Origin of the sequence: Streptomyces carminius, assembly GCF_002794255.1 — a bacterium.
Classification (GTDB): Bacteria; Actinomycetota; Actinomycetes; order Streptomycetales; family Streptomycetaceae; genus Streptomyces; species Streptomyces carminius.
On record NZ_PGGW01000067.1, the window covers coordinates 228,919 to 244,137 of the forward strand.

Annotated in this window: 14 protein-coding genes and 7 tRNA genes; 11 read left to right on the plus strand and 10 right to left on the minus strand. The window is 72.8% G+C overall.

Going from position 1 to position 15,219, the window contains the following annotated elements; all coding sequences use genetic code 11:
* Nucleotides 1-119 precede the first annotated feature (119 nt).
* Entirely contained in the window at nucleotides 120-419 is a 300-nt protein-coding gene (locus tag CUT44_RS25385) for a TFIIB-type zinc ribbon-containing protein (RefSeq protein WP_100204252.1), read from the plus strand.
* Between the two features lie 77 nt (nucleotides 420-496).
* Here CUT44_RS25385 and CUT44_RS25390 read toward each other — a convergent pair.
* From CUT44_RS25390 to CUT44_RS25410, 5 genes are all read right to left on the minus strand, one after another.
* Nucleotides 497-568: transfer RNA gene (locus CUT44_RS25390), tRNA-Val, on the minus strand.
* 18 nt (nucleotides 569-586) lie between these two features.
* Nucleotides 587-658: transfer RNA gene (locus CUT44_RS25395), tRNA-Val, on the minus strand.
* A gap of 28 nt (nucleotides 659-686) precedes the next feature.
* Nucleotides 687-758 (minus strand) — tRNA-Val (locus CUT44_RS25400).
* Nucleotide 759: 1 nt separating this feature from the next.
* A tRNA-Cys gene (locus CUT44_RS25405) sits at nucleotides 760-830 on the minus strand.
* 27 nt (nucleotides 831-857) lie between these two features.
* Nucleotides 858-930: transfer RNA gene (locus CUT44_RS25410), tRNA-Gly, on the minus strand.
* Nucleotides 931-1,117: 187 nt separating this feature from the next.
* On the opposite strand from CUT44_RS25410, the gene CUT44_RS25415 reads away from it, so the two are divergent.
* The 3 genes from CUT44_RS25415 to CUT44_RS25425 all read left to right on the plus strand — a co-directional run bounded on the left by CUT44_RS25415 (nucleotide 1,118) and on the right by CUT44_RS25425 (nucleotide 3,993).
* Nucleotides 1,118-2,221: a chorismate-binding protein gene (locus CUT44_RS25415; protein ID WP_100204253.1), complete on the plus strand. Its 1,104-nt coding sequence runs from the start codon at nucleotides 1,118-1,120 to the stop codon at nucleotides 2,219-2,221.
* 14 nt (nucleotides 2,222-2,235) lie between these two features.
* Entirely contained in the window at nucleotides 2,236-3,060 is an 825-nt protein-coding gene (locus tag CUT44_RS25420; RefSeq protein WP_100204254.1) for an aminotransferase class IV, read from the plus strand.
* Nucleotides 3,061-3,135: 75 nt separating this feature from the next.
* Nucleotides 3,136-3,993 (plus strand): GNAT family N-acetyltransferase, encoded by an 858-nt coding sequence (locus CUT44_RS25425; protein ID WP_100204255.1) that lies wholly within the window; start codon nucleotides 3,136-3,138, stop codon nucleotides 3,991-3,993.
* A 78-nt stretch (nucleotides 3,994-4,071) separates the two neighbouring features.
* Here CUT44_RS25425 and CUT44_RS25430 read toward each other — a convergent pair whose 3' ends face one another.
* Complete coding sequence (locus CUT44_RS25430; protein WP_100204256.1) at nucleotides 4,072-4,599, minus strand: DsbA family protein; 528 nt, start codon at nucleotides 4,597-4,599, stop codon at nucleotides 4,072-4,074.
* 169 nt (nucleotides 4,600-4,768) lie between these two features.
* On the opposite strand from CUT44_RS25430, the gene CUT44_RS25435 reads away from it, so the two are divergent.
* Together CUT44_RS25435 and CUT44_RS25440 are read left to right on the plus strand one after the other, a co-directional pair.
* Nucleotides 4,769-5,227 (plus strand): hypothetical protein, encoded by a 459-nt coding sequence (locus tag CUT44_RS25435; RefSeq protein ID WP_100204257.1) that lies wholly within the window; start codon nucleotides 4,769-4,771, stop codon nucleotides 5,225-5,227.
* Between the two features lie 74 nt (nucleotides 5,228-5,301).
* Nucleotides 5,302-5,502 (plus strand): hypothetical protein, encoded by a 201-nt coding sequence (locus CUT44_RS25440; protein ID WP_146252305.1) that lies wholly within the window; start codon nucleotides 5,302-5,304, stop codon nucleotides 5,500-5,502.
* A gap of 59 nt (nucleotides 5,503-5,561) precedes the next feature.
* Here CUT44_RS25440 and CUT44_RS25445 read toward each other — a convergent pair whose 3' ends face one another.
* Complete coding sequence (locus CUT44_RS25445; protein ID WP_100204259.1) at nucleotides 5,562-6,143, minus strand: CGNR zinc finger domain-containing protein; 582 nt, start codon at nucleotides 6,141-6,143, stop codon at nucleotides 5,562-5,564.
* Nucleotides 6,144-6,336: 193 nt separating this feature from the next.
* Nucleotides 6,337-6,750 (minus strand): SsgA family sporulation/cell division regulator, encoded by a 414-nt coding sequence (locus CUT44_RS25450; RefSeq protein WP_003959770.1) that lies wholly within the window; start codon nucleotides 6,748-6,750, stop codon nucleotides 6,337-6,339.
* Between the two features lie 142 nt (nucleotides 6,751-6,892).
* On the opposite strand from CUT44_RS25450, the gene CUT44_RS25455 reads away from it, so the two are divergent.
* From CUT44_RS25455 to CUT44_RS25475, 5 genes are all read left to right on the plus strand, one after another.
* Nucleotides 6,893-7,336: a TIGR02611 family protein gene (locus CUT44_RS25455; protein WP_100204261.1), complete on the plus strand. Its 444-nt coding sequence runs from the start codon at nucleotides 6,893-6,895 to the stop codon at nucleotides 7,334-7,336.
* Nucleotides 7,337-7,430: 94 nt separating this feature from the next.
* Nucleotides 7,431-7,502 (plus strand) — tRNA-Val (locus CUT44_RS25460).
* Between the two features lie 397 nt (nucleotides 7,503-7,899).
* Nucleotides 7,900-7,971: transfer RNA gene (locus CUT44_RS25465), tRNA-Val, on the plus strand.
* A gap of 298 nt (nucleotides 7,972-8,269) precedes the next feature.
* The gene (gene thrS, locus CUT44_RS25470; protein ID WP_100204262.1) at nucleotides 8,270-10,249 is read left to right on the plus strand and encodes a threonine--tRNA ligase; all 1,980 of its coding nucleotides are present in this window, start codon (nucleotides 8,270-8,272) and stop codon (nucleotides 10,247-10,249) included.
* An 88-nt stretch (nucleotides 10,250-10,337) separates the two neighbouring features.
* Nucleotides 10,338-10,898, plus strand: coding sequence for an HIT family protein (locus CUT44_RS25475; RefSeq protein WP_100204263.1), 561 nt, complete (start codon nucleotides 10,338-10,340; stop codon nucleotides 10,896-10,898).
* A gap of 110 nt (nucleotides 10,899-11,008) precedes the next feature.
* On the opposite strand, the gene CUT44_RS25480 is transcribed toward CUT44_RS25475, so the two are convergent.
* Together CUT44_RS25480 and CUT44_RS25485 are read right to left on the minus strand one after the other, a co-directional pair.
* Nucleotides 11,009-12,670, minus strand: a complete 1,662-nt coding sequence (locus CUT44_RS25480; protein WP_100204264.1) for a hypothetical protein — start codon at nucleotides 12,668-12,670, stop codon at nucleotides 11,009-11,011.
* Nucleotides 12,671-12,825: 155 nt separating this feature from the next.
* Nucleotides 12,826-15,027 carry an elongation factor G-like protein EF-G2 gene (locus CUT44_RS25485; protein ID WP_100204265.1) on the minus strand — a complete coding sequence of 734 codons (2,202 nt, stop codon included), beginning with the start codon at nucleotides 15,025-15,027 and terminating at the stop codon, nucleotides 12,826-12,828.
* Nucleotides 15,028-15,219 lie beyond the last annotated feature (192 nt).

The following is a 15,219-nucleotide window of genomic DNA, read 5'->3' on the forward strand; positions in this document are numbered from 1 at the left end:
TCGGATCCGACCGGAACGTGTCCGGGGTGCATCCGCGGCACCCCGCCGGAGCGTCTGAGCGGACGTACGGCCGACCGGCCGCACGGAACGAGTACGGAACGAGCGAGGAGAAGCGGCAGATGCAGTGTCCCAAGTGCCGAGCGCCCATGCAGACCTACACCCGCAACGGGGTCCAGATCGAGCAGTGCGGCGGCTGCCGGGGGATCTTCCTGGACTACGGTGAACTGGAGGCGCTCACCCGCCTCGAGGCGCAGTGGTCGCAGCCCGCCCCGCCGCCCCCGCCCCCGGCGGCCCAGCAGCCCTACCCGGCCGCTCAGCAGCCCTACCCGGCCGCGCCCGCCTGGGGCGCCCCGCACCACGGCCACCACGGTCATCACGGCCGGCACAAGAGCTTCGGCCGGATGCTGTTCTCCTCCTGACGCGTTCCGAGCCGTGTGCCGGCCCGCGCCGGCACACGGCGAAGGGCCGGAGCGCAGTGCTCCGGCCCTTCGGCCCGTGGACGATACTGGGATTGAACCAGTGACCTCTTCCGTGTCAGGGAAGCGCTCTCCCGCTGAGCTAATCGTCCGCGATGCGGTGTGCCGCGTGCGCGATACTGGGATTGAACCAGTGACCTCTTCCGTGTCAGGGAAGCGCTCTCCCGCTGAGCTAATCGCGCGTCACGAGACCCGGTACGGGCCTCTCAGTGGACGATACTGGGATTGAACCAGTGACCTCTTCCGTGTCAGGGAAGCGCTCTCCCGCTGAGCTAATCGTCCGAGGTGGAGACGGGATTTGAACCCGTGTAGACGGCTTTGCAGGCCGTTGCCTCGCCTCTCGGCCACTCCACCAGCACGGGGGCCGCAGGGCCCCCGTCGAGCGGACGACGAGACTCGAACTCGCGACATCCACCTTGGCAAGGTGGTGCTCTACCAACTGAGCTACGTCCGCAGTGCCTCCCCCGGACCGTGCCCGGGAGGTGCGGTCACCATACGCTCACGCGCCCGGTGACGTCATGAACTTTAGCGGATTCCCCGGCCAGCTCAAATTCCGTTTCCCCGGTGCGCCCGCCCCGCGACCCCCGGGCGCCCTTCCGGGAGCCCGCCGGGGCCGCCCGGGCAGCCCTTAGACTCGCCGCGTGCGTGATCCGGTCCCTCTCGCCCGCTTCGGCGGCTCCTCCGGCGGTGTGATCGCCTCCGACCTGCGGGACGTCACCGACGACCCGGCCGCCCTGGACTCCACGGGCTGGTGGGCGGTGGTCGCCGGTTTCGAGGGCGGCTCGCTGTGCGCCCGCTTCGGCGACGTGCGGCCCGCCCCCGCGCCCCGCCCCCGGCCCGGGGCCTGGCGGGGGCCGGCGGCCGGGACGTGGACCTCCTCACTGGACCGGGCCGCCTACACCGCCGGGGTGCGCCGTGTGCGCGAGCACATAGCGGCGGGCGAGGTCTACCAGGCCAATCTCTGCCGGGTGCTCAGCGCGCCGCTGCCGGACCCGGCCGCCGCCGACCCCGACGCGCTGACCGCGCTCCTGGCGCGCGGCAACCCCGCCCCCCACGCGGGCACCGTCCGCCTCCCCGCCCACGGAGTCGAGATCGCCACCGCCTCGCCCGAGCTGTACCTGCGCCGCCGGGGCCGCACCGTGGAGTCCCGCCCGATCAAGGGCACCGGCCGCACCGCGGCGGACCTGCTGGAGAAGGACCGCGCCGAGAACGTGATGATCGTCGACCTGGTCCGCAACGACCTTGGCCGGGTCTGCGCCACCGGCTCGGTCACCGTCCCCGAACTGTGCGCCGTCGAGCCCCATCCCGGACTGGTCCACCTCGTCTCCACCGTCCGCGGCGAGCTGGCGCCCGGCGCGGGCTGGGCCGAGCTGCTGGCCCACACCTTCCCGCCCGGCTCGGTCACCGGTGCCCCCAAGTCCAGCGCGCTGCGCGTCATCCGCGCCCTGGAGACCACCCCCCGCGGCCCGTACTGCGGCGGCATCGGGTGGGTGGACGCCGACCGCGGCACCGGCGAGCTGGCCGTGGGCATCCGCACCTTCTGGATCGACCGCGCGGCACCGGGCGGCCCGGTGCTGCGCTTCGGCACGGGCGCCGGGATCACCTGGGGGTCGGACCCGGAGCGGGAGTGGGCGGAGACCGAACTCAAGGCGGCCCGGCTGCTGGCGGTAGCGTCGGGAGCACACGGGCCCGGGGCCCCGGTCACCGGCGCGGCCGGCACGGCGGGCGGCACGGGCAGGAGCTGAGGAGAACGAGCACCATGACGCTGATCTGGGTGGACGGGAAGCTGTGTGACGCCGACGAGGCACGGGTGTCCGTGTTCGACCACGGGCTGACCGTCGGCGACGGCGTCTTCGAGACGGTCAAGACCGTCCAGGGGCGGCCCTTCGCCCTCACCCGCCATCTGGACCGGCTGGCCCGCTCCGCGCGGGGCCTGGGCCTGCCCGAACCCGACCCGGACGAGGTACGCCGGGCCTGCGCCGCCGTCGTCGAGGCCAACCCCGTGCCCCTGGGACGGCTGCGGATCACCTACACCGGCGGTGTGTCCCCGCTCGGCTCCGACCGCGGCACGGCGGGTCCCACCCTGGTCGCCGCCCTCGGCGAGGCGGTCCGGCGCCCCGACAGCACCGCGGTGATCACCGTGCCGTGGACCCGCAACGAGCGCGGTGCGCTGACCGGTCTGAAGACCACCTCCTACGCGGAGAACGTCGTCGCGCTCGCCCGCGCACACGACGGGGGTGCCTCCGAGGCACTGTTCGGCAACACGGCCGGACGGCTCTGCGAGGGCACCGGCTCCAACGTCTTCGTCGTCCTCGACGGCGAGGTGCACACCCCGCCGCTGTCCTCCGGCTGCCTCGCGGGGGTCACCCGCGCCCTGGTGACCGAGTGGACCGGCGCGGAGGAGACCGACCTGCCGCTGGACGTCCTGATCCGGGCCGAGGAGATCTTCCTCACCTCCACCCTGCGGGACGTCCAGGCGGTCCACCGGGTGGACGGCCGTGTCCTGCCCGGCGCGCCCGGTCCGGTCACCACCAAGGCGATGCGGGTCTTCGCCGAGCGCTCGGCGGCCGACATCGATCCCTGACGCGGCCCCTGACGGACGGCGCCCCGGGAAGGAACGTCCGGTGACAGCGGTGCCGCGCGGGGTAGGAAGCAGACGATGACCACCACCCTGCGCCCCACCGGGCCCGAGCGGCGCACCGCGGACGGTGCCCGCCGCCGCCCGTACGACATCTGCGTCAACGGCCGCCCCGTCGGCGGTGTGCTGCTGGGCACGGACGAGCGCTTCGGTCCGGTCACCGGCCGCCTGGAGAACCTCACCGTGCACGAGTCCGACCGCCGCCGGGGCCGGGCCACCGTCGCCGCCCTCGCCGCGGAGGAGGTACTGCGCGGCTGGGGCTGCCGCCGGGTGGAGGCGAGCGTCCCGGCGGCGGCCGGGCCCGCACTGGGACTCGCCGCCGCCCTGGGCTACACCGAGCGCAGCCGGACCATGGTCAAGAACCTCTCGCCGCCGACCGCCGCCGGGCCCGCCGGTGTGCCTTCCGGACCGCCCGCCGGTGGCGTGCTGCGCCCGATGACCGCGGCGGAGTACCCGGCGTGGCTGGAGGCGTGCCGGACCGAGTACGTCCGGTTGTGGATCGGGGAGGGGATACCGCCCGAGCTGGCCGAGCGGGGTGTCGGACGGCGGTACGCCGCGCCGCTGCCCGACGGGCCGGAGACGGCCGGGGTCGCCCTGCGCGTCCTGGTCCACGGCGGAGCGGACGTCGGCACCCTGTGGCTGGGGCCGTCCTCCGTCCCGGAGTGCGAGGGCTGGGTCTACCGGGTCGAGGTGGCTCCGGAGCACCGCGGCCGGGGCCACGGCCGGACCCTAATGCTCGGCGCCGAGCGAGAGTGCGCGGCGGCCGGACGGCGCACCCTCGGCCTGAACGTCTTCACGGACAACGTCCCGGCCCTGCGGCTGTACGAGTCGCTCGGCTACCGGCCGACCGCCCACCATCTGCGCAAGCCGCTGTTGTGACGGCCCGCGGCGGCCTGTGGGGCCCGGTGCCGTCCCGAGGGGCGGCCGTCACCGGGGACCGGGGCGGGCCGCGGCCGGTCAGACCCCGTCCCGGGCCAGCAGCCGGTCGGCGATCTCCGTGATCCGCTCGCGCAGCCCCGTCTGGTCCTTCCCGCCGTCCAGCAGCTCGCCGCCGATCACATAGGTGGGGGTGCCGGTGACCCCGATCGCCCGGCCCTCGGCCTGGTCGGCGTCGACGATCAGCAGATGCCGCCCGTCGATCAGCGCGGTGTCCACCTCCTCGGCGTCCAGACCCAGCTCCCGGGCCACCTCGAGCAGCAGTTCCTCGCCGCGGGTGCCCAGCCGGTCCGCCCGGGCCAGGACCGCCGCGACGTACTCCTCGCCGCGGCCCTGCGCGTACGCCTCCTCGGCGGCCTGTGCGGCGGCGTAGGCGTGGCGGTGCCGCTCCAGGGGGAAGTGGCGCAGCCGCACCTCCAGGGCGTCGCCGTAGCGCTCGCGCAGCGTGCGTACGTCGGCCAGGGCACGGTGGCAGTCGGGGCGCTGCAGCTCGCACCAGAAGTCGAGGACGACCGGGCGGTCCGGCTGGGAGGGGCTGGTGTCATGCATGGGGACAGTCTTCCAGCCTCCGGCACGGCGGCCCGGCACCGGGAGGAGGGGCCGGGAAGGAGCGCGGGTGGCACGGGCATCGGTCCGCAGGAGGAGGGATCCCGGAGTTCTCCCCGGAACCCCGGCGGGGGCATGGCCCGTACGGGGGCGAACGGGGCACCATGGAGACATGCTGACCACGACCGTCTGTGCGGCGCTCTCCGCGGCGGGCCTGGCCGTCGCCTTCCTGACGGCCTGGCGCCGGCGCTTCGTCGCCGCCACCCGTATCGCCGCCCTCGCCCTGGTGCCCGTCGGACTGGCGATGTCCGGCCTGGTGGAACTGTTCGGCGAGGTCGGGGGAGCGGTGGCGTCCTGGGCTTCCGGCCTGGTACTGGAACCCACGGTCTGGGCGGGATTCGGGGTGCTCGCCCTCGCGGTGGTGCTCTACGTGGTGGCCCGGTTCGCGGGTGGACGGTCGCGGAGCCGCGCGGCGGCGGACCGGCCCGCGGACCGGCCCGCGGACCGGCCCGTGGGGGGATCCGGTCCCTCCCGCCCGGCGGTCGGCGGCGGGCGCGGGAAGGGAGACGCGGCGGCCCCGGACGACGACTTCTCGGACATCGAGGCGATCCTGAAGAAACACGGTATCTGAATCCGGTGAACTCCGATGATCCAAAGGTGTGTTGAACCGAGTGGCGGCTCGTCGTGCGTCATCATCTCGGCGAGATGCAAAGCACCACCGAGGATCGCCTCCCCCACTCCCAGTCAGAGCGTCGGCCCGACTCCCGGACCGGCGGACCGCCCGGCGGCCGCCCGGAGCCCCGGGGCTGCCTGTTCGCCCTCTCCCAGCCCCCGCTGATGCTCTTCCTGGCCGTCGTCGGCACACTGGTCTTCCTGGCCGCGGCGCACGACCTGTTCCTGCTCTGAGTTCCCGCCGGCGGTGCCGTGTGCCGCCCGCGGCGCCCGGCGCGGTCCGCGCGGCGGTGTCAGCTCCTCGCCGCCTCGGCGGCGGACTCGGCGGATTCGCGCTGTCGTGCCCGGTAGGCGGCCACATGCAGCCGGTTGCCGCAGGTGCGGCTGTCGCAGTAGCGACGCGAGCGGTTGCGGGACAGGTCGATGAAGGCGCGGCGGCAGTCCGGCGCCGCGCAGCGGCGCAGCCGCTCGAGCTCCCCGGCGACCAGCAGGAAGGCCAGGGCCATGCCCCCGTCGGCGGCGATGTGGTCGGCCACGGAGGCGCCGGGCGCGAAGTAGTGGATGTGCCAGTCGTAGCCGTCGTGGTCGGTGAGCTGGGGGGTGGTGCCGGCCGCGGCGACCAGCGCGTTGACCAGTTCGGCCGCGCCGCGCGCGTCGGGTGCGGCGAAAACCCCCCCGAGCCGCTCGCGCACCTCCCGTACGGCGGTCAGATCCGCCTCGCCCAGTTCCGCGACGCCGCTGACGGCGTTGCGCTCGACGAAGGAGCACAGGGCGTCGACGTCGGTGAGGGTGTCGGGGGAGTGCTCGTCGGGAGCGGTGTTCAGCAGGTCGACGACACAGTCGAGCGCACACCGGGTGTCGTGGTTGATCAGCACGGTCGTCGCTCCCTGGCCGGATGTCTTCCGTCGGCGGCCCCGTGGGCCTCGCTGCCGGGAGACTTTAGTCGCTGCCGTGCCGTGGCGGCGCCGCCGCCATGGTGATCCGTGGCGGCGGCGCCTTCGCCGGTGGGAGGTGGGCCGGTCCCCGAGCCGTCGCCCCGAGTCGGACGGCAGGGGGATCCGGCGTCTGTCAGCTCTCCGCGAGGATGTGCGAGAGCTCGGTGTCGAGGTCGAAGTGCCGGTGTTCGGTGCCGGGGGGCACCGCGGCGTCGGTTCGCTTGAGGAAGGACTCCAGGGCCCGCGCGGGGGCCTCCAGCAGTGCCTCGCCCTCCGGGGAGCTGAGAGCGATGCAGACGACGCCCTGACCGTGGCTGCGGGACGGCCACACACGGACGTCGCCCGTACCTGTCGGGCGGTGCAGACCCTCCGCGAGGAGATCGCGGGCGAACACCCACTCGACTGTCTCCTCGGCGCCGGTGTGGAAGGTGGCGTGGACGGCATAGGGGTCGGCCGTGTCATACCGCAGGCCCGCGGGCACGGGCAGGGAGGACTCGCTCGATACAACGAGGCGCAGGTGCAGCTCGCAGCTGACCGTGGTGTTCATAAGCGCCAGGGCCTTTCGCTCAGTGTGCGCTCGGGGATTCGCACGTCGGCCAAATCGACATGCCACCTACGGGACGGTTGTAAACCCCTCTGCCCTTTTTGTTTTCCTTGGCATCATTCGGATGGAGGAATGGTGTTTTGGGATGGCCGCCATCCCGGCGAATCCCGGTGAGGGCTCGGGTAGTCTGGGGCGGGTGGAAACCGAGAGTAAGGAACGGGCCCTCGGTTCACGGGCTCCGCGGTTCGTCAGATCCTCCCGGGCGCTCCATCTGAGCTGGCAGGTAGTGATCTTCCTGGCCGGGCTCGCCGTGGTGGTCGCCGGAGCGCTGATGCTCGTCCTCCCCGGCCCGGGCTGGTTCGTGATCTTCGCGGGGCTGGCGATCTGGGCGACCGAGTTCGTCTGGGCGCAGGTCGTCCTGCGCTGGACGCGGCGCAAGGTGTCCGAGGCGGCCAGGCGCGCGCTGGACCCGAAGGTGCGGCGGCGCAACATGCTCCTCACGGGGACCGGCGTCGCCGTCGCGGCGGTCCTGGTGGGCGTCTACCTGTACCGGTACGGGCTGGCGATGCCGTGGGAGGTCTCCTACTGAGGGCCGACCGGGGCGGGGCGGCGGTTCCCCGGCGCCCGAGGGCTCCGGGGGCACGAGCAGCCGCTGACATACGGTAATGTTGGCGGCGCCACGAGGGCGATTAGCTCAGCGGGAGAGCGCTTCGTTCACACCGAAGAGGTCACTGGTTCGATCCCAGTATCGCCCACCGACGACCGGGTCCCCGGAAGGCCGCAGAGCCTTCCGGGGACCCGGCCGCGTGGTGTCGCCGCCGCTTTGCCGCTCCCGGCGGGAAAACGGCGGCCCGCCGGGCGTCGTCTTCTCCTGGAACGTGAGCGCGGTGAATTCCATACGGAAGCCAACTCCCGTGCCGCGAAAGGCATTCCGCCGGGCGCCCGCCGGAACTCCCCGTGTTCCGCGCGCATACGGGCGGCCGGAGGCGGAGGTCCGCGGGTGGCTGCCGGGACTGCCGGCCCTTCCCCGGCGACGCGCGCCGGAGGGTGCCCACCGCGCCGCCGGCCGGCGGCGCGGTGGGCCGGGGCGGAAGCGGTTTGGATGAACGCCCGGCCGCCCTGTATGGTTCTCGTCGTGCCGAGGCACCACGAGGGCGATTAGCTCAGCGGGAGAGCGCTTCGTTCACACCGAAGAGGTCACTGGTTCGATCCCAGTATCGCCCACAGCACCGGGGAGCCGGTCCCTCATGGAGGGGCCGGCTCCCCGTTCTCGTGGTTCTCGCGGTTCTCGCGTCCGCGCCGCCCTTGTCCGGGGGGTTGCGTGCCGGGGCAGGGACGGGCACTCTCGGGGCCGCCATCCGGCACGCCGGTCCCGTCTCCGGACGGGACCGGTTCCACCCGCCGTCCCCGGCCGTTCCGGGGGCCGCAATCGTTTCGCGGGCGGGGCGCCCGGCTCGGTACGATTCACGGAGCGCAGCGATCGCTGACGCGCACCGAGACAGCAGGCAGTCAGGAGAGACCGGTGACGGACGTCCGTGTGATCATCCAACGCGATTCCGAGCGGGAAGAGCGCGTGGTGACCACGGGCACCACGGCCGCCGCACTCTTCGAGGGCGACCGCTCCGTCGTCGCCGCCCGCGTCGCCGGGCAGCTGAAGGACCTGGCGTACGAGGTCGCCGACGGCGACGAGGTCGAGCCGGTGGAGATGTCCAGCCCCGACGGGCTGGACATCCTGCGGCACTCCACCGCGCACGTCATGGCCCAGGCCGTGCAGGACCTCTTCCCCGAGGCCAAACTCGGCATCGGCCCGCCCGTCAAGGACGGCTTCTACTACGACTTCGACGTCCCCGAGCCGTTCACCCCGGAGGACCTCAAGCGCATCGAGAAGCGGATGCAGGAGATCGTCAAACGCGGCCAGCGCTTCTCCCGCCGGGTGACCGGCGACGAGGAGGCCCGCGAGGAGCTGGCCGCGGAGCCGTACAAGCTGGAGCTGATCGGGCTCAAGGGCAACGCCGCCGAGGCCGCCGAGGGAGCGTCGGCCGAGGTCGGTACGGGCGAGCTGACCATCTACGACAACCTCGACGCCAAGACGGGCGAGCTGTGCTGGAAGGACCTGTGCCGCGGCCCGCACCTGCCGACCACCCGCACCATCCCGGCGTTCAGACTGATGCGCTCGGCCGCCGCCTACTGGCGGGGCAGTGAGAAGAACCCGCAGCTCCAGCGGATCTACGGCACCGCCTGGCCGTCGAAGGACGAGCTGAAGGCGTATCTGGAGTTCCTGGCGGAGGCCGAGAAGCGCGACCACCGCAAGCTCGGCGCCGAGCTGGACCTGTTCTCCATCCCGGAGGAGATCGGCTCGGGCCTCGCGGTCTTCCACCCCAGGGGCGGCATCATCCGCCGCACCATGGAGGACTACTCCCGCAGGCGCCACGAGGAGGCGGGCTACGAGTTCGTCTACACCCCGCACGCCACCAAGGGGAAGCTCTTCGAGAAGTCGGGCCACCTGGACTGGTACGCCGACGGCATGTACCCGCCCATGAAGCTCGACGAGGGCGTGGACTACTACCTCAAGCCCATGAACTGCCCCATGCACAACCTGATCTTCGACGCGCGGGGGCGTTCGTACCGCGAGCTGCCCCTGCGGCTGTTCGAGTTCGGCACCGTGTACCGCTACGAGAAGTCGGGTGTCGTGCACGGTCTGACCCGGGCGCGGGGCTTCACCCAGGACGACGCGCACATCTACTGCACCAGGGAGCAGATGGCGGACGAGCTCGACTCGCTGCTGACCTTCGTGCTCGACCTGCTGCGCGACTACGGCCTGGCGGACTTCTACCTGGAGCTGTCCACCAAGGACCCGGAGAAGTTCGTCGGGACGGACGAGAACTGGGAGGAGGCCACCGAGATCCTGCGCCGGGCCGCCGGAAAGCAGGGGCTGGAACTGGTCATGGACCCGGGTGGCGCCGCCTTCTACGGGCCGAAGATCTCGGTGCAGGCGCGGGACGCCATCGGCCGGACCTGGCAGATGTCCACCATCCAGGTCGACTTCAACCTTCCCGAGCTCTTCGACCTGGAGTACACCGCCCCCGACGGCTCCCGGCAGCGGCCGGTGATGATCCACCGGGCGCTGTTCGGCAGTATCGAGCGGTTCTTCGCCGTGCTGCTGGAGCACTACGCGGGTGCCTTCCCGGCCTGGCTGGCTCCGGTCCAGGCGGTCGGCATCCCGATCGGTGACGCGCACGTCCCGTATCTGGAGGAGTTCGCCGTGCGGGCGAAGGCCGCCGGGCTGCGGGTGGAGGTGGACTCCTCCGCGGACCGGATGCAGAAGAAGATCAGGAACGCGCAGAAGAACAAGGTGCCGTTCATGGTCATCGCCGGGGACGAGGACATGGCGGCCGGGGCGGTCAGCTTCCGTTACCGGGACGGCTCGCAGAAGAACGGCGTTCCGCGTGACGAGGCGATCGCCGAGATCGCCGACGCGGTGGAGCGCCGGATCCAGGTGTGACCCGGTCCCCGCGGCAGCGGGGACTCCCGCGGGGACGGCCTCCGGTGGAGCCGTCCCCGCGGGGCGTACGGCCACCGGTGGGCGCTTTATGCTGGCCAGCATGAGCAGCGAGCCGGAGCAGCAGATCGGAGTGGGGTCGCCGGACGCCTTTCAGCGCCTGTGGACGCCCCACCGGATGGCCTACATCCAGGGGGAGAACAAGCCGAGCGGCCCGGGGGCCGGCGACGGCTGCCCGTTCTGCTCCATCCCGGCCAAGTCCGACGAGGACGGGCTGGTGCTCGCCCGAGGCGAGTACGTCTACGCGGTGCTCAACCTCTATCCGTACACCGGTGGCCATCTGATGGTGGTCCCCTTCCGGCACGTCGCCGACTACACCGACCTCACGGACGAGGAGACGGCGGAACTGGCCGAGCACACCAAGCGGGCGATGCGGGCGCTGCGCGCGGCCTCCGGGGCGCAGGGGTTCAACATCGGGATGAACCAGGGTGCGGTGGCGGGCGCCGGGATCGCCGCCCATCTGCACCAGCACATCGTGCCGCGCTGGGGAGGGGACACCAACTTCATGCCGGTGGTGGGGCACACCAGGGTGCTGCCCCAGCTCCTGGCCGACACCCGCCGGATGCTCGCCGAGGCCTGGCCCGCCGGCTGAGACCCGGCGGCGGCTCCGCGACGGCGAACCCGGCCGCCCCGTCCCGGCAGGGGGCGGGGCGGTTCGCGTCGTCCGGCGCGCACCGGGGAACGGGGCCGTCAGGGGCCGGGTCAGAGGTTGTAGAGGTCCGGCTGCCCCGGTTCGGCGGCCTGCACCTGACCGCTGAGCGCCAGCGAGCGGGCACCGAACTTCTCGGTGTCCACGCCGTTCTCCTGCAGCACCTTCAGGACCGCCGCGTGCACCGCCCGCAGCACCGGTGTGGCCGTCCGCAGGGCGTCGTCGGCCATGAAGCGGTGCCGCCACGGCTTGTCGGCCCACACGTGCCGCAGCCCGAAGGGCTCGGGCAGGGACAGCTTGCCGCCCAGGAAGTCCAGCACCGGCGGGAACCAGGTCAGCGGGGCGCGGGCCGCCAGCCGCACCACCTCCTTGGCCTCGATCAGGGGGAGCTCGATGTCCTTGGTCTCCCAGAACCGGACCGACTTGGAGACCGTCTTCTTCCTCGGTGAGGGCTTGCCGAAGAAGGCCGGGTGCACCGGGCCCAGCGCGTGGCCGGTGACCTCGATGCGCAGGGTGTGGTGGAGGAGGGTCACGTTGACCAGCATGGTCAGCACCAGCTGGCCGTCCCACAGGATGAACTGGACACCGAGGTAGTGGCGGTTGCCGCTGCCGAACTGCTGCTCGTTGCAGATCCGCTGGACCTCGAAGTCCTTGAAGCTGTACGCCTCGACCTCCTGGCCGTCCGGACGGGACACTTCGCCGGCGCCCTCCCCGATCGGTGCGACGACCCAGTGCCGGACGACGGGGGCGGGGAAGCCCCCGGTGTGCACCGGGGTGCGCTCCAGCAGGCGCAGCCGGTCGTGGATCGCGCGGGCCACGTCCCAGCTGCGGAAGGGGTTGATCTCGCTGCCGGGCTCGGCGGGCACCAGCTCCTCGGCGAGCTGCCAGCTTCCCCAGCGGGTACCCATGCCGAGGATGCCCTTGGGGCCGGCGTAGAAGACGAGATTGCTGCGCTGCTCGGCCGCCAGCTTGGCCAGGTTCAGCCGGATCGTCTCGGCACCCGCGTCCCCGGGGGCGTGCGGCACGGCCTCGGGGATCTTGGCGCCTATGCCGCCGCCGCTGAGCAGCCCCGCCCAGCGGGACCGCAGATCCTTGGCGTAGCGCTCGCAGATCCGTTTGGCCAGCAGCCAGCCGACGACCGGGGCGACCAGCATGACGCGCAGGTAGATCCCCCAGAACCCGGTGAACGGCAGCATGACGACGAAGATCACCGCGAGCACGCCCAGCGCGGCGATCGCGACGGCGCCCAGCAGCCCGGAGCTCTTGTCCTGGGCACCCGCCAGGGTCCGGCGCAGCTGGAACCCGCCGAGCCACAGCAGGACGCCGGGCAGGAAGAGCAGCCCGAAGACCACCATCACGGCGGTGAGCCGGATGTCCCGCTCCCGGCGGATGCGGTTGGCCGCCAGGCAGTGCTCGACCACGGTCTGCGGCTCGCAGCCGAAGGACTGGATCAGCGGTTTGCGGCCGGCGCCGAGCATCCGCGTCTGGACGGCCCGGGCGAAGGCCTCGCCCAGGTTCGGCTCGAAGAGCGAGAACCGGGGTGCCGAGACCTTGGCGTTCTCGTTCGCCGCGGTCAGGTCCGTCACCGGGCCGTCGCGGTAGGCGGCCGAGGCGAGCGCCTGGGTGGGCGCGGTCTGCCCGCCGCTCCCGGTCAGCGGGATCTGCGCACCGGGACTGAAGTCGTACGCGCCCGCGCCGTCATCGAAGCCCGCCAATGGTGCCCCCACTCCGCTCTGCCGTCCGGCGACAGGACCGTCTCCACCGTTCCCAACCCGGGCCCGCCGTACACCTGTTGCGCACCGACGCGCCCGGGTGCGTGCCGTTGCGCGTGCGGTTGCGCGTTCCGTTTCAGCGTAGCCTCAATCCGTCGTCACACCACGCCGCTTTCGGCCTGCTCGCGGATCCTGGCGGCCAGTTGCCGCGGCACCGGCTCGTGGCGCGCGTAGGAGCGGGCGAACCGGCCCGTGCCGTGGGTGAGGGACCGCAGGTCCACCGCGTAGCGGTCGAGCCCGGTCTCCGGGACCTCCGCGCGGACCAGGGTGGTGCCGCCGGGGATCTGCTCGGTGCCGACGACCCTGCCGCGCCGGCCCGACAGATCGCTCATCACCGTGCCCACGTACTCGTCGGGCACCGACACCCGCACCTCGGCGACCGGCTCCAGCAGATGGATCCGCGCTCCGGAGGCCGCCTCGCGCAGGGCCAGGGCGCCGGCCGTCTGGAAGGCGGCGTCGGAGGAGTCCACCGAGTGCGCCTTGCCGTCGGTGAGCGTGACCCGGAAGTCCACCAGCGGGTGCCCGGCGGCCACCCCGCGCGCGGCCTGGGCCCGTACGCCCTTCTCCACCGAAGGGATGAACTGGCGCGGTACGGCACCGCCCACCACCCGGTCGACGAACTCGATGCCGGAGCCGGCCGGCAGCGGCTCCACGGTGATCTCGCAGACGGCGTACTGGCCGTGGCCGCCGGACTGCTTGACGTGCCGGCCGCGCCCGGCGGCCGGCTCGGCGAAGGTCTCGCGCAGGGCCACCTTGTGGGGCACGGCGTCCACCCGCACCCCGCAGCGGGTGCGCAGCCGCTCCAGTGCCACGTCCCGGTGCGCCTCGCCCATGCACCACAGCACCACCTGGCGGGTGTCGGGGTTCTGCTCCAGGCGCAGGGTGGGATCCTCGGCGGTCAGCCGGGCCAGCCCCTGGGAGAGCCGGTCCTCGTCGGCCCGGCCGTGCGCCTCGACGGCGACCGGCAGCAGCGGGTCGGGCATCACCCAGGGCTCCATCAGCAGCGGGTCGTCCTTGTCCGACAGGGTGTCGCCGGTCTCGGCCCGGGAGAGTTTGGCGACACAGGCCAGATCGCCCGCGACGGCCCTGGGCAGCTGCCGCTGCTGCCTGCCGAAGGGGGCGGACAGGGCGCCGACGCGCTCGTCCTCGTCGTGGTCCTCATGACCGCGGTCGGCCATGCCGTGGCCGGACACGTGCACGGTGGCGTCCGGGCGCAGGGTGCCGGAGAAGACCCTCACCAGCGACATCCGGCCGACGTAGGGGTCGGAGGAGGTCTTGACGACCTCGGCCGCCAGCGGGCCGTCCGGGTCGCAGGACAGGGGGGCGCGGGGCCGTCCGTCGGGGGTGGTGACCAGCGGGATCTCCCGCTCCTCGGGGGTGGGGAAACCGCCGGTGATCAGTTCCAGCAGTTCCACGGTGCCCAGGCCCTGCCGGGCGCCTCCCGCCGCGGGGGCGGCGGCCAGGACGGGGTGGAAGGAGCCGCGGGCGACGGCCTTCTCCAGGTCCGCGACCAGCGTCTGCACGTCGATCTCCGCGCCGCCGAGGTAGCGGTCCATGAGGGTCTCGTCCTCGCTCTCGGCGATGATGCCCTCGATGAGCCGGTTGCGGGCCTCCTCGATCAGGGGCAGGTGGCCGGGGTCAGGGGCGCGTTCGGCGCGCTCGCCGGAGGAGTAGTCGAAGATCCGCCGGGACAGCAGCCCGATCAGCCCGGCGACCGGGGCGTGCCCGTCGCGGCCCGGCTCCCCGTGCAGGGGCAGGTACAGGGGGAGCACGGCGTCGGGGTCGTCGGCCCCGAAGACCTGCCGGCAGACCTCGGTCATCTCGCCGAAGTCCGCGCGCGACGCCTCCAGATGGGTGATGACCAGGGCGCGCGGCATGCCGACCGCCGCGCACTCCTCCCACAGCAACCGGGTGGAGCCGTTCACCCCGTCCGCGGCGGAGACGACGAAGAGGGCCGCGTCCGCCGCCCGCAGACCGGCCCTCAGCTCTCCGACGAAGTCGGCGTAACCCGGGGTGTCCAGTAGGTTGATCTTGGTGCCGCGCCACTGCACGGGCACCAGCGAGAGCTGCACCGAGCGCTGCTGCCGGTGCTCGATCCCGTCGTGGTCGGAGAGGCTGTCGCCGTCCTCGACCCGGCCCGCGCGGCCCACCGCGCCCGAGGTCAGGGCCAGGGCCTCCACCAGCGTCGTCTTCCCCGAGCCGCGGTGGCCGACCAGTACCACGTTCCGGATGGAACCGGGCCGGTCGGCCACCGGTGCCCTGCCGGCGGCCCCGGGGTGTGTGCTCGTCCTGTCGCCCATGGCTTCCGCCTCCCGGTCGGCCCCGCGGGGCCGGATGCTCGGATCGGATGGGTCGCGCACCTCGCACGGGATGTGCTGCTTCCGAGCGTCCCACCGGGGCCGGACTCCGTCCATACGTGGCGCATGCCGATACTCGGCGCACACGGAGCGGGAGGTTCCGTAACGGTCGTATCCGGACATGATCGGCTCCGG